General features: G+C 50.4%; 10 protein-coding genes. 5 read left to right on the top strand and 5 right to left on the bottom strand.

The genetic code is table 11. The annotated features are described in order from the left end of the window. Positions 1-166: 166 nt before the first annotated feature. The 3 genes from prc to LC431_RS22725 all read right to left on the bottom strand — a co-directional run bounded on the left by prc (position 167) and on the right by LC431_RS22725 (position 3,541). Positions 167-2,239 carry a carboxy terminal-processing peptidase gene (gene prc, locus LC431_RS22735; RefSeq protein WP_013576150.1) on the bottom strand — a complete coding sequence of 691 codons (2,073 nt, stop codon included), beginning with the start codon at positions 2,237-2,239 and terminating at the stop codon, positions 167-169. 19 nt (positions 2,240-2,258) lie between these two features. Then, a complete protein-coding gene (proQ, locus tag LC431_RS22730; protein WP_013576151.1) occupies positions 2,259-2,948 on the bottom strand; it encodes an RNA chaperone ProQ in 690 nt (229 codons plus the stop codon). Between the two features lie 95 nt (positions 2,949-3,043). Next, positions 3,044-3,541, bottom strand: coding sequence for a GAF domain-containing protein (locus LC431_RS22725; protein ID WP_013576152.1), 498 nt, complete (start codon positions 3,539-3,541; stop codon positions 3,044-3,046). A gap of 257 nt (positions 3,542-3,798) precedes the next feature. On the opposite strand from LC431_RS22725, the gene yebS reads away from it, so the two are divergent. The 5 genes from yebS to LC431_RS22700 all read left to right on the top strand — a co-directional run bounded on the left by yebS (position 3,799) and on the right by LC431_RS22700 (position 11,776). Then, positions 3,799-5,046, top strand: coding sequence for a membrane integrity lipid transport subunit YebS (gene yebS / locus LC431_RS22720; protein ID WP_013576153.1), 1,248 nt, complete (start codon positions 3,799-3,801; stop codon positions 5,044-5,046). Then, complete coding sequence (locus tag LC431_RS22715; RefSeq protein ID WP_013576154.1) at positions 5,015-7,645, top strand: PqiB family protein; 2,631 nt, start codon at positions 5,015-5,017, stop codon at positions 7,643-7,645. The genes yebS and LC431_RS22715 overlap by 32 nt, the downstream gene beginning before the upstream one ends. Before the next feature lie 84 nt (positions 7,646-7,729). Next, positions 7,730-9,247 (top strand): 16S rRNA (cytosine(1407)-C(5))-methyltransferase RsmF, encoded by a 1,518-nt coding sequence (rsmF, locus tag LC431_RS22710; RefSeq protein WP_037037450.1) that lies wholly within the window; start codon positions 7,730-7,732, stop codon positions 9,245-9,247. Positions 9,248-9,618: 371 nt separating this feature from the next. After that, positions 9,619-11,340 carry a diguanylate cyclase gene (locus tag LC431_RS22705; protein ID WP_013576156.1) on the top strand — a complete coding sequence of 574 codons (1,722 nt, stop codon included), beginning with the start codon at positions 9,619-9,621 and terminating at the stop codon, positions 11,338-11,340. A 193-nt stretch (positions 11,341-11,533) separates the two neighbouring features. Then, positions 11,534-11,776, top strand: a complete 243-nt coding sequence (locus tag LC431_RS22700; protein WP_013576157.1) for a YebV family protein — start codon at positions 11,534-11,536, stop codon at positions 11,774-11,776. 43 nt (positions 11,777-11,819) lie between these two features. Here LC431_RS22700 and LC431_RS22695 read toward each other — a convergent pair whose 3' ends face one another. Both LC431_RS22695 and LC431_RS22690 read right to left on the bottom strand, forming a co-directional pair. Continuing rightward, on the bottom strand, positions 11,820-12,470 hold the full coding sequence (locus LC431_RS22695) for a hypothetical protein (RefSeq protein ID WP_112152166.1): 651 nt from the start codon (positions 12,468-12,470) through the stop codon (positions 11,820-11,822). Positions 12,471-12,568: 98 nt separating this feature from the next. Beyond that, a complete protein-coding gene (locus LC431_RS22690; RefSeq protein ID WP_013576159.1) occupies positions 12,569-12,961 on the bottom strand; it encodes an ASCH domain-containing protein in 393 nt (130 codons plus the stop codon). Positions 12,962-13,005: the final 44 nt, after the last annotated feature.

The raw sequence follows: 13,005 nt of genomic DNA, 5'->3' as shown, positions 1-13,005 counted from the left end.
GGACATGGAACGAATGCTTGCCGAGGTCAATACCGATGAGCGTAACGTTTTGCATGATGATCCCCTTCAGAAAGAAAAACACCCTGTCAGCGTACCGCTCACAGGGTGGGGGTGACCATCTTATTAAGCGCACCGGAGTGCGCTTTTAGTCAGTCTGTCACAAGAATTATTTTGCCGGGGCCTGATCAACCTGAGACTTTTCCAGCTTACCGAGATCGACAGCAATATGGTCGGCTTCATCAAGGTAAGGATCCGGAGCAACATAATCTTTCGGCAGATCGTCGAGAGATTTCAGCGGCTTCTTGCCTTCACGCTTGAAGCGTTCATTCAGGCGATTAAGACGCAGTGCATCATCCTCTTTATCTTCTTTATCACGCTGGGCGTAATTCAGAGAGGCAATGTTACGTTTGTCTTTCAGCGCCTTGTAACGCGCGATATCTTGCTGGATGTACTGGAACTCAGGATTTTGCGCAATACGGGCTTCATGCATTTTCAGCAATTCAGGCAGGAACGGTTTCATGTCGCCTAATTTGGTGTAGGTTGCCGCATTAATACTATCCCACGGAAGTGCGTTATCTTCGAACTTCTCGCCGGTTTCAATCGATTCAATACCGGTTGGCATCAGGATATCCGGGGTAACCCCTTTACGCTGAGTACTGCCGCCATTGATGCGATAGAACTTCTGGATAGTGTATTGCACAGAACCGAGCGCAGGCCATTCAGGGCGCAGCATCTGGTCGTAAATACGGTTCAGTGAACGATACTGCTGAACCGTACCTTTACCGAAGGTCGGCTCACCGACAATCAACGCACGGCCATAATCCTGCATAGCGGCGGCGAAGATTTCTGATGCCGAAGCACTGAAGCGGTCAACCAGAACCACCAGCGGGCCTTTGTAGTAAACGACGCCATCAGTATCACTGTCCTGACGGATGCGACCATTATTATCGCGTACCTGAACCACCGGACCACTTGGGATAAACAGACCGGACAGCGAAACAGCTTCCGTCAGCGCCCCCCCTCCGTTGGTGCGCAGATCGATAACCAGGCTGTTAACGTTCTGCTTAGCCATTTTCTGCAACTGCACTTTGACGTCATCTGTCAGGCCAACATAGAAGCCAGGAATGTCCATCACAGCGACTTTTTGAGCGCCAACATTTTTGATGGTCATTTTGACGGCGCGATCTTCGAGACGAATCTTCTCGCGGGTCAGCGTAATCACATGGTTCTTGGCATTTTTACCCGCTGGCAAGATCTGCAAACGGACTTTGCTGCCTTTTGGCCCTTTGATTAACGCAACCACATCGTCGAGACGCCATCCGATCACATCAACGATCGGAGTCTGTTTTCCTGCCTGAACCTGACCGACACCCACAATACGGTCACCCACTGCAATGGCTTTACTTTTGGCCGCCGGGCCGCCAGCAACCATCGAATTGATGACTGTATAATCGTCGTCACCTTGCAAGACCGCACCAATACCTTCCAGAGACAGGCTCATTTCAGTATTAAATTGTTCAGTGCTGCGAGGCGATAAATAGTTGGTGTGCGGATCAATTTCGTGCGCGAAGGCATTCATGACCAGTTGGAAGACATCTTCGCTGTTGCTTTGCGTCAGACGCTTCATCGCAAAATGATAACGCTTAGACAATACATCGCGAATTTCCTGATCGTTCTTGCCGGTCAGTTTGAGGTTCAGCTCGTCATATTTGACTTTCGCATCCCACAATTTGTCCAGCTCAGCGCGGTCTTTCGGCCACGGTGATTTACTGCGATCAAGTTCAATGGTGTCGTTGCCCGTAAAATCCATCGGGCGCTCAAGCACTTTTAACGCATAGTCATAACGTTCAAAGCGGCGTTTCTGAGCCAGATTGAATAAGGCATAGGGGGTAGTTAACTGACCGGATTTCAGTTCCTCACCCAAGGTGGCACGTTTATCAGTAAATTGTGCGACATCGGAAGCCATTAATACGTTATGGCCATAATCGAGCATGTTGAGGTAACGGTCGAAGATTTTCGCTGAGAAATCTGCATTAAGGTCGAACTGACGATAATGTGAACGGGTAAAACGAGCAGTCACACGCTCGCTCACCGTTGCATCCTGCGGATCCTGCGTTAAATTAGGAAGTTGAGCGAGAGTCACCGGTGTACTCTCGTTCGCAGCAAAGCTGGTGTTCACCAGCCCGGCTCCTGCCATTAACAGACCCGCAATAACGCTTAATCTGACAAATTTGTTCATGCCTGAGTTGGCCTCCGTATCAGAACTGCAAATGTTCTGCGCGTACAATCATCGCCAGACCCGAAGAGAGTTGAACGCGAACACCGTCTTTGGCAATTTCCAATACGGTTGCATCCATCGCACTCTGACCTGCTCTGACTTTGATTTCCTGGCCAATTTGCAGTTTTGAAATGTCTGTTACTGGCACATGACGCGGTTCACGTTTTTCCTCACGCGGTGGGCGAGGTGTACGGGGTTTGCGATTTTCCTGGCCAGCCACAGCTGCGGGCGCATTTTCACGACGCGGCGCAGGTTTTTTAGCGGCCGGACGTGGACGACGTGGCTCAGCGGTTTCACCGGCTTCACGACGTTTAGCCTGTTGTTCCGCACGTTGTGCCTGAACACGGGCTTTCGCTTCTTCCAACTGTTTACGGGCATGTTCTACGTGCTGTTCTTCAAGAACGCCACATGAATTACCATCAAGATCAACACGTTCTGCACCGACTTTAACGCCGTACAGATAACGCCAGCTTGAGGTATACAGGCGCAGAGCAGAGCGTAACTGAGTTTTGCTCAGATTCTCTTCACCTTGCACGCGCGCGACCAAATCCGCAAAGATACCGATCTTTAATGGGCGTGCTTCGCCTTCGGCGGTAAAACAGAGCGGGAACCGCTCAGCCAAAAAGGCGATGACTTCTTTACTACTGTTCAACTTAGGTTGATTTTCCATGAAATTTCCTGATTACAACGGGTTTGCCAACCGGCGCAGGCATGAACAGGCGTCATTATAATGACGCCATTATTAAATGCCACGTTATCCGACGATCAACTTACGATCAGATTGACATATTTTTCAGCATCGCAGCTTTCGAGATGCTGGCAAAGCCCGCTGACTAACTCTGTCAGCCCCAGTTCATCCGCTTCATCGAAGCGTTGATAAACGGTGCTATCAATGTCTAATACGCCGATCACTGTGCCATTAACGGCCACTGGCAGAACAATTTCGGCATTACTTGCTGCATCACAGGCGATATGCCCGGGGAAGGCATGAACATCGCCCACACGCTGTACAGCATTTTCCGCTACTGCGGTACCGCAGACGCCTTTTCCTACCGGAATACGCACGCAGGCAATTTTACCCTGGAATGGCCCCAGCACGAGTGTTGTGCCGTCCAGCAGATAAAAACCTACCCAGTTGACGCCATCAAGACGTTCAAAAAGTAAGGCACTTGCGTTCGACAGAGTAGCAATAAAATTGTTTTCTCCGGCGATCAACGCGTTCAAATCACGTTTTAATTCCGTGTAGAATGCTTCTTTATTCATGTAGTAACCAATAATGACCTAAGGGCACTGAGCCGTTCTGTTGTGCTTAACCCCTATAAAATAAGCATTAAATGCCCATGTGAACAAGGTTAATCCTGTGTGACATCAAAAAGACTCACCTACAATAACTGTTTGCCGACCGCATAATACGTTATTTTGTCAAAAAAACCTGGCTGATCTTGGCCTGATGGCCTCGTCTGCCCCCCAACGGGGATGCGTAATTGTAACAACAGGTATTCTTTACTATTCCAGGTACTATGAAAATAAACACAATATCAGTCCAGTTACCGCATGTTCGCTACCAGCGGTGCCATGAATGCGATTACCTTTTCTCGCTTCCGGCGCTGAAACGGACGCAAACTGCACATTGCCCGCGCTGTAACGCCAAAGTGGAAAAAGGCAAAGTTTGCTCCCTTCCCCGGCTGATCACTATGGCCATCAGCATTTTGCTGCTGATGCCTTTCGCTTATACCGAACCACTGATCAGCATCCGTCTGCTTGGCACGCGTATTGACGCCAGCCTGCTTGAAGGCATCTGGCAGATGTCGCGTCAGGGCGATCCGGTCACGGCAAGTATGGTCGCGTTTTGCACCATCGGTGCGCCGCTGACACTCGCTGTTTCAATTCTTTATCTGCATTTTGGCAGCAAGCTGGGGATGAATCTCAAACCTGTATTGCTGATGCTTGACCGCCTGAAAGACTGGGTGATGTTGGATATTTATCTGATTGGCATGGCGGTCGCCAGCATCAAGGTCAAAGAATATGCGGATATCAATGCCGGAGTTGCACTGGCCGCGTATCTGATGATGACTGTGATGGTCACAATGACGATGATTAATCTTAATATTGAGCAGCTGTGGGAGGAGTTTTATCCGCAGCGCAGGCCAAAGGGCGTACCGTCTTCACTGCGTTTGTGCATTGCCTGTAAATTTACCGGATTACCGGATGGACACGGGCGCTGTCCACGCTGTCATGTTCCCATGCAACGACGCTACAAACACAGTCTGCAAAAAACCTGGGCGGCGTTGATTGCAGCCATGATGTTTTTAATCCCGGCCAATTTGCTGCCGATTTCCATCATTTACGCCAACGGGCAGCAACTGAAGGACACTATTTTCTCCGGTGTCGTTTCGCTTGCCACTTCAGGGAATATCCCGATTGCCGCAATTGTGTTTATTGCCAGCGTACTGGTGCCTTTTACTAAAGTGATTGTGATGCTGACACTGTTACTCAGCATCCATTTTAAAGCGATTCAGGGACTGAAAACGCGCATCCGTTTACTGCGACTGGTCACCTGGATAGGACGCTGGTCGATGCTGGATTTGTTTGTTATTTCATTAATGATGTCGCTGGTAAACCGTGACCAGCTTTTGTCTTTTACTATGGGTCCGGCCGCCTTTTACTTTGGCTCTGCCGTAATTCTGACCATTCTTGCCGTTGAATGGCTTGATAGCCGCTTGATTTGGGATGCACATGCAACAGGAAACGCCGAATACACCGACTGAAGCACGGATAAAACACAGGCGCCGGATTTCGCCTTTCTGGCTTCTGCCGTTTATTGCTTTACTGATCGCCGGATGGCTGATTTACAGCAACTATCAGGAGCGTGGAAATACTGTCACGATCGATTTCCAGTCAGCAGCGGGTATCGTTGCGGGCCGTACTCCTGTGCGTTATCAGGGGGTTGAGGTTGGGACAGTAGAGTCCATCAGTCTGACCAAAGATCTGCGTACCATTCAGGTAAAAGTCAGTATCAAAAGCGATTTGTCTGACGCCCTGCGCGAAGGCACACAGTTCTGGCTGGTGACGCCAAAAGCCTCACTGGCCGGGGTTTCCGGCCTTGATGCGCTGGTGGGCGGTAACTATATCGGTATGATGCCCGGACCCGGCAAAGAGAAAGATCATTTCGTCGCGCTCGATACCCAGCCTAAATTCCGCCTGAATACCGGTGAGCTGATGATTCACCTGCATTCAAAAGATCTGGGCTCACTGAGCACCGGCTCCCTGGTGTATTACCGCAAAATCCCTATCGGGAAAGTTTACGATTACGACATTGAAAGTGGTAATGACGGCGTCACGATTGATTTGCTGATCGACAAGCGTTTTGCCGGTCTGGTGAAAGACAACACGCGCTTCTGGAACGTATCCGGTTTTAAAGGCGACTTCAGCCTGAGTGGCGCGAAAGTGCAAATGGAAAGTCTGGCCGCGCTGGTTAACGGAGCCATTTCAATGGATTCGCCAAATGATGGTAATCCGGCCAAAGCAGACCAGTCTTACGTGCTGTATCCGGATCTGGCGCAGAGCCAGCGTGGGGTTGAAATCAATCTCGATTTGCCGAACGGCAACGGCTTGTCAGAAGGACAGACACCGCTGATGTATCAGGGGTTGCAGGTCGGTACCCTGACCAAAGTCACTTTGCAACCCGACAATAAAGTTACCGGTAAACTCACTGTCGACCCTTCGGTAATCGACATGATGCGTACCGGGACGCGTATCGAAATGAACAGCCCGAAAATTAGTTTGAACAACGCTAACATCAGTCAGTTACTGACGGGTAATACGCTGGAACTGATCCCGGGCGATGGGGAAGCGCAAAAGCATTTCGTGGTGCTTGACAGTAACCAGCGCCTGCTTCAGAACCCCGGTACCGTCAAGATTCAGCTGATTGCGCCGCAAAGCTATGGAATTGATGCGGGGCAGCCGATCAAGCTTTACGGTATCAACGTCGGCTCGGTGATTGACCGCACGCTGACTGATGAAGGCATCCTGTTTAATGCCGCGATCAAGCCGGAATATAAAAATCTGCTGCACAAAGACAGCAAGTTTGTGGTCAACAGCCGCGTGGATGTCAAGCTGGGCATTGATGGCATGGAAGTGTTGGGTGCCAGCGCACAGGAATGGGTCGATGGGGGTATCCGCCTCATTCCTGGCAGTAAAGGTGAACCCGTTCAGAAATACCCGCTTTACAGCAACGCGGAAAAAGCCGCTGAAGGTATTCAGGGAGATCAGCCAGGTGCCACACTGACATTGACGGCGAAAACCCTGCCAGATATTCAGGCCGGATCAGTGGTGCTTTACCGTAAATTCCAGGTTGGGCAGATTGTGAATGTTCGCCCGAAAGCGAACGAGTTTGAAGTGGATGTGTATATTCAGCCGCAATACCGCAATCTTCTGTCTGAGAAAAGCATTTTCTGGGCTGAAGGTGGTGCCAAAGTGCAGCTCAATGGCAGCGGTCTGACCGTTCAGGCCTCGCCGCTGGATCGTGCGCTGAAAGGCGCCATCAGCTTTGATAATCTTGAAGGTGTCTCCACCAGTAAAGGCGTGAAACGGGTTCTGTATGATTCAGAAACCGCGGCCCGCGCTGTCGGCAGCCAGATAACGCTGAACACTTATGATGCCAGTAAGCTTTCTGCTGGCATGCCAATACGCTATCTGGGCATCACAATTGGTCAGGTCGAATCACTGAAGCTCGATCCGCAGCTCAATCAGGTTTCGGCCAAAGCCGTGTTATATCCGGAATTTGTGAACGACTTCGCCCGTCGCGGTTCGCGCTTCTCGATTGTTTCTCCGGAAATTTCAGCCGGTGGTGTCAGTAATCTGGAAACCCTGCTCCAGCCTTATATCAACGTTGAAGCAGGCAAAGGCGTTCCGGCGCGTAATTTCGACCTGCAGGAATCTACCATTACCGATTCCCGCTACACCGACGGTCTTGGCATTGTTGTTGACGCAGCAGAAGTCGGTTCATTGCAAATCGGCACGCCAGTGTTGTTCCGTGGCATCGAAGTAGGTACGGTCTCGGGCTTCTACCTTGGCGCGATGGCCGACCGGGTAAACGTGACGTTGAGGATCAGTAAGAAATACCAGTATCTGGTGCGCGAAAACTCGGTGTTCTGGCTGGCATCCGGTTATGACCTTCAATTCGGTCTGACCGGCGGCGTGTTCAAAAGCGGCACATTCCAGCAGTTTATCCGTGGCGGTATCGCTTTTGCGACCCCACCGACAACGCCGCTGGCGCCGAAAGCCAGCAATGGCAACCATTTCCTGCTCAATCCGGAAGCGCCAAAAGACTGGCAGAAATGGGGAACGGCAATCCCCAAAAATTAACCAATATGATTTTCATCAAGGCCACCTTCGGGTGGCCTTTTCGTTTCCTGGTTACGACTGAAGCCCCTCCCTGCGCAGGTAAATATGCTAAACTCCGCGGCTGAAAACTTATTCAGTTCTGGAACCGCACTCTTGTCAAAGCTCACCACTGCCAGCAGTTTTGCTGATAAATTACCCGCCGCTTTTCTGGAAGCCACTCGTGCAATCATGCCTGCCAGTCTGAGCATGGAGGATTTTATCGCTGCCTGTCAGCGCCCTCTTCGCCCCAGCCTGCGGGTCAACACCCTCAAAATCAGCGTGGAAGATTTCCTTACACTGGCCGGCAGTTATCAGTGGGATTTAGAGCCTGTGCCGTGGTGCACCGAAGGTTTCTGGATCAACCGCCATGCACTGGATGAATCGCGTTTAGGCAATGCGTTGTCTCATCTTGCGGGGTTGTTTTATATTCAGGAAGCCAGCTCAATGCTGCCGGTCACTGCGTTATTTGCTGATGGCACTCAGCCGACGCTGGTGATGGATGTCGCCGCCGCACCGGGTTCAAAAACCACGCAGATTGCGGCGCTGATGGAAAATCAGGGCGGCATCGTTGCCAATGAATATTCCGCAAGCCGGGTAAAAGTTCTGCACGCCAATATCAGCCGCTGCGGTGTCAGCAATACAGCACTCACCCACTTTGACGGGCGCGTATTTGGTGCCGCATTACCGGAAACTTTCGATGCCATTCTGCTGGATGCCCCCTGCTCGGGCGAAGGCGTTATCCGTAAAGATCCTGATGCCATGAGCAACTGGTCTGAAAACAGCGTGTCGGAAATTGCTGCCACGCAGCGTGAACTGATCGACAGCGCTTTTCATGCGCTGAAACCGGGCGGTGTACTGGTTTATTCAACCTGCACCCTTAATGCGCAGGAAAACCAGCAGGTCTGCCAGTGGCTGCTCGAGACTTATGCTGATGCGGTGGAAAGTGAATCGCTGGCAGACTTATTCCCGGGTGCGAGGAAAGCGGTGACGCAGGAAGGCTATCTGCACGTATTCCCTCAGGTTTATGACAGTGAAGGTTTCTTCGTCGCGCGTTTTCGCAAAACGGACTCCGTACCGCGCTTGCCTGTTCCGGGATACAAAGTCGGTCGTTTCCCTTTCTCTCCGCTTTCCCGTCAGGACAGCGCAGAAATTATCAAAGCTGCCGGTCAGTCCGGACTGTTATGGCAGGAAAAACAATATACGTTGTGGCAACGCGACAAAGAGATCTGGATATTCCCGGCAGTTCTGGAACCGCTGTTTGGGAAAGTACGCTTTTCGCGTATTGGTATCAGGCTGGCTGAACGCTTTCCGAAAGGCTTCCGCTGGCAACACGAAGCCGTGGTCGCATTCAGCGATACTGAAACTAAAAACCGTTTTGAAATTGACGACGAACTGGCGCAAAGCTGGTTCCGGGGCGTCGATATTTATCCGCAAACTGCCCCACCGGCAGATGAATGTCTGGTGACATGGCTCGGCCAGCCGTTGGGATTAGCGAAACGAATCGGAAGCCGGATTAAAAATAGTTTGCCGCGTGAGCTGGTCAGGGATGGCGCGGTTCGTCCGCAGACCTTATCGAACGATTAATTAATTTAAACTTTTTGCAAACTTCTGTGCCATAAGATCATCGTGATGGCGCAGAATATTCTACCTAATCATTATCTTTAACGATTAAAAACTCATCCTGACAAGCATTTTGGCGAATTCTGTACAACGTCGTGTTTAGGTGAAATAGGGGTGACAAAGTGTATGGAACCCTTACTTAGGCAACATTTTATGCCGAATATAGTAGATAATTATTTATATTATCAAGAAAGATTTATTGAATTATAAGTAGGAATAATCCTACCGTGACATGTATTATTGCCATCAAGATAACATTGCTAGTGATATATCATTTTCAGATATAAATCTTAATGCCTGATGTTGAGTAAAGACCTGCCAGTCGGAGAAGTGTCATGTCGGATGAAATGAAACTCGAATCAGCAGATGGGCTGCTATTACAGCAAATGGCCAGCCTGCGGGATATCATCGATAACAATTCTGACTGGATCTGGGAAGTCGATACGCAGGGGCGTTATGTTTTCTCTTCCAATAAATGCATCGAGTTTCTCGGTGTTCCACCTGAAAAAGTATTAGGCAAAACGCCTTTTGACTTCATGCCACCTGATGAAGCCAAACGGGTTGGCGAGCAGTTTGCTGCTATCGTCGAACGACGCGCGCCATTCGGCGGTTTGCTGAACCGTAATATTCGCCCTGACGGGACGGAAGTCATTCTTGAAACCAGCGGTGTTCCGCTGTTTGACAACGAAGGTAATTTCCGGGGTTATCGGGGGATCGATCGTAACCTGACCAGCCTTGATCAGGCTCCGGGTCAGCGCCTCTTCCAGCTTGAAACCATTTATTCCAATGCGCCGGTCGGCCTGTGTTTTATCGACCTGCAAATGCGCTACGTCACCGTAAACGATGCCATGGCGAATATTATCGGTTTACAACCTTACGAAGCGATTGGTCGTAAAGTCGGCGTGTTTCTGCCCGGTCTTTCTCCGTTGCTCAATAATGCACTTGAACTTGCGAAGCGGAATGAAACCACGCCGGACCGCGAATTTTCCGTTCCCGGTAAGAATCAGGTTTTCTTTGTACGTATCAAAGCCGCCTGTGATACGCAGAATCAGCTTAATGGCCTTTCCGTCGCGATGACCGACATTACCAGCCTCAAACGTATGGAAAGAGCACTGCGTGAAAGCCAGGAGCATTACCGCAATATGGTTGAGCTGAACCCGCAAATCCCGTGGACAGCCGATCCACGCGGCCTGCTCAACGACGTCAGCTCGCGCTTCCAGCGGATTACCGGCATGACGCGACAGGATATTCTGGCAGATAAGTGGATCCAGAGTATGCATGTGGAAGACCGTCGTGCTGCCGTACAAACCTGGGAACATTGCCTGAAGACCGGCGCCCCCCTGGATATTGAAGTTCGTTTCTGCCACGTAGACCGCGGCTGGAACTGGATGCGTATTCGTGCCGCAGCGAGCTATGCCGCTGACGGCTCCATTCAGCGCTGGTATGGCACCGCCGAAGATGTGCATGAACGTAAGTTGCTGGAACTGAAACTGGTCAAAGCTAACCGCCGTCTGGAAATTCAGGCGCGCACGGACTCGCTGACCAAATTGCCGAACCGCCGTGAATTTAAAAAAGTGCTCAGCCATGAATATATGCGTGCCAAGCGTAACCGCACGCCACTGACCGTGGTGATGATCGACATCGATTACTTCAAACATTTTAACGATCACTACGGCCATCTTTCCGGTGACGCCTGTCTGCGTCTGGTCGCGCGTACATTACGAAAATCACTCAAACGCAGCACCGATGTCGTGACACGTTTTGGCGGCGAAGAATTTGCCGCGATTCTGCCGGATACGGATTTGAAAGGGGCGTGGATTGTGGCGCAGCATATTATGGAATCCATTGAAGTGCTGGGCATCAAACACAGCTTCAGTGAATTTAATCGCGTCACCATCAGCCAGGGGATTGCGACCTATATGCCAGATCAGGATCCGGACATTGAGGATCAGTCGGATATTGTGAGTGCCGCTGATGAAGCGCTGTACCTCTCAAAAAACAACGGTCGCAATCAGATTAATGCCATGCCCGTCTCGGTAAGATTCAATAAACTTTAATCCTCTGTACAGTCGTGCGCTATCTGCCGCGCGGCTGGTTCACCTTCCCCTCCTCTTTTTTTTGCCTGTTTTATGCAGCAGTAAAATTCAGGTGGCACTTTTTGTGCTGTCGTCTATCCTCATATAAGGGCGGCCAACTGGTCATACCTGATGTTGTTGAAATTACTCGCGTCACTCTGGCAAGGGGTACCTGATGGGAAAATCGAGCATAAGAATTGGTAGCTACGAAATTGACGATGCGCATCTCTCAACGCCTGAAGCAAAAGGCGGCGATAAAGTGCACATCCCGTGCAAATCAGATCCTGATTTGTGTATGCAACTTGATGCCTGGGATGATCACACCAGTGTCCCGGCAGTGGTCGATGGTCGTCACTCTGTGTTGTACAAGGAGAAGTATGACGAACAGAAAGATGAGTGGATAATGCGACTGGAGTGATACAGCATGGCGAACGGGATGATGTTCGCCATGCCGCTTGCGTTCACTCAGCGTTTTCAACCAACGAAATACCCCGTCCGGCAAAAAAGCGGGCGAAGACTTTCACCGGTAACGTGACATCCTGTTGTGTGGAAATATCATGACCGGAAGGATTATGAAAGGTCACAAACTCCCTGTCGGCACGCGTCACCAGCACCAGATGCCCGCCTTTACGCGGCGGAACAGTCTCCGGAATACGAACCGACGGATGCACCGAGGCAATGAAGAACCGGTGATCTACCATTTGTGCAGCAATATCCTCAGCAGCAATTCCCACTTTAACTACTGCGGTCATCCCCAACTCCTGGCGAACATACTCAACAAAAGGTGCATAAATCAACCCCTTAATGTTGTCGCCATCACGAACATACGCGCCATATGGCAGACTGCGCTGAGTCAGATTAAGAACAGGCACCACTTTTCCGGAAACCGCCGCCAGCACCATTTTCAGGCAACACATCCCACAAACATGGTTTGCCCACTCAATAAATTCCTGCTGGGTTGATGCGCCAGACTGGGCCCATAGTTTGATATCACTCAGTTCGAGTTCACCGGCAATAATTCCGGCAGCACAGTCAGGGTCTTCCCACTGGCTGAAATAAGGTATTCCTGAAAGGGTTGCAAAAGCGCGTTGATTTACTGAATTCACTGACATGACATATTCCTGAACGGCAGATCGACAACATCAGGTTGATCATATAGCTGGCTGGCGAGATTTAAGGCCTGATTTTCCTTATCAGGCCCCTCAGATATTTAGAACTTTTCTATCATCCGGAACTTCATCAGTAACAATGGCATAGTGGGTTCAAACATCTCGTACTCTTCGAAGAAACGCTGATGCTCAGCGCGCCAGTAAGCCAGCGTGCGGTCACCTTCACCTTCTTCCCAGGCATGTTGCTCTGTCACCTGATCAAAGGGAACTTGTTTCACTTCGGTCAGTTGTACGGCACACACCGGATTATTGCGACCATCGACCACCACAAAGATTTCGCCAGGTTCTGGTTCCGGGTCATCATCCAGGTTTGAACAGGTGGCGGTTTTTGTGCCTGCAATAACACGTTTAGCCAGTTCGTCTGCTGACGACTCGGTATCACCAAACGACCAGCGCTCTGCATCCCTGTATTTAAGTGGGATCTGCGGAATCATAATTTATCCTTTCAATTGAGATAGTTCACTACTATGACAGTTAA

It is taken from the genome of Rahnella sp. GSA61A, assembly GCF_019969905.1.
GTDB lineage: Bacteria > Pseudomonadota > Gammaproteobacteria > Enterobacterales > Enterobacteriaceae > Rahnella > Rahnella aceris.
Note: the sequence above shows the minus strand (reverse complement) of the source record. Positions and strands in the feature narration are given on the sequence as shown.

What these genes read in the sequence shown, in the direction of transcription:
- prc (WP_013576150.1), bottom strand. Translation starts at nt 2,239, where the DNA reads ATGAACAAATTTGTCAGATTAAGCGTTATTGCGGGTCTGTTAATGGCA.
- proQ (WP_013576151.1), bottom strand. Translation starts at nt 2,948, where the DNA reads ATGGAAAATCAACCTAAGTTGAACAGTAGTAAAGAAGTCATCGCCTTT.
- LC431_RS22725 (WP_013576152.1), bottom strand. Translation starts at nt 3,541, where the DNA reads ATGAATAAAGAAGCATTCTACACGGAATTAAAACGTGATTTGAACGCG.
- yebS (WP_013576153.1), top strand. Translation starts at nt 3,799, where the DNA reads ATGAAAATAAACACAATATCAGTCCAGTTACCGCATGTTCGCTACCAG.
- LC431_RS22715 (WP_013576154.1), top strand. Translation starts at nt 5,015, where the DNA reads ATGCAACAGGAAACGCCGAATACACCGACTGAAGCACGGATAAAACAC.
- rsmF (WP_037037450.1), top strand. Translation starts at nt 7,730, where the DNA reads ATGCTAAACTCCGCGGCTGAAAACTTATTCAGTTCTGGAACCGCACTC.
- LC431_RS22705 (WP_013576156.1), top strand. Translation starts at nt 9,619, where the DNA reads ATGTCGGATGAAATGAAACTCGAATCAGCAGATGGGCTGCTATTACAG.
- LC431_RS22700 (WP_013576157.1), top strand. Translation starts at nt 11,534, where the DNA reads ATGGGAAAATCGAGCATAAGAATTGGTAGCTACGAAATTGACGATGCG.
- LC431_RS22695 (WP_112152166.1), bottom strand. Translation starts at nt 12,470, where the DNA reads ATGTCAGTGAATTCAGTAAATCAACGCGCTTTTGCAACCCTTTCAGGA.
- LC431_RS22690 (WP_013576159.1), bottom strand. Translation starts at nt 12,961, where the DNA reads ATGATTCCGCAGATCCCACTTAAATACAGGGATGCAGAGCGCTGGTCG.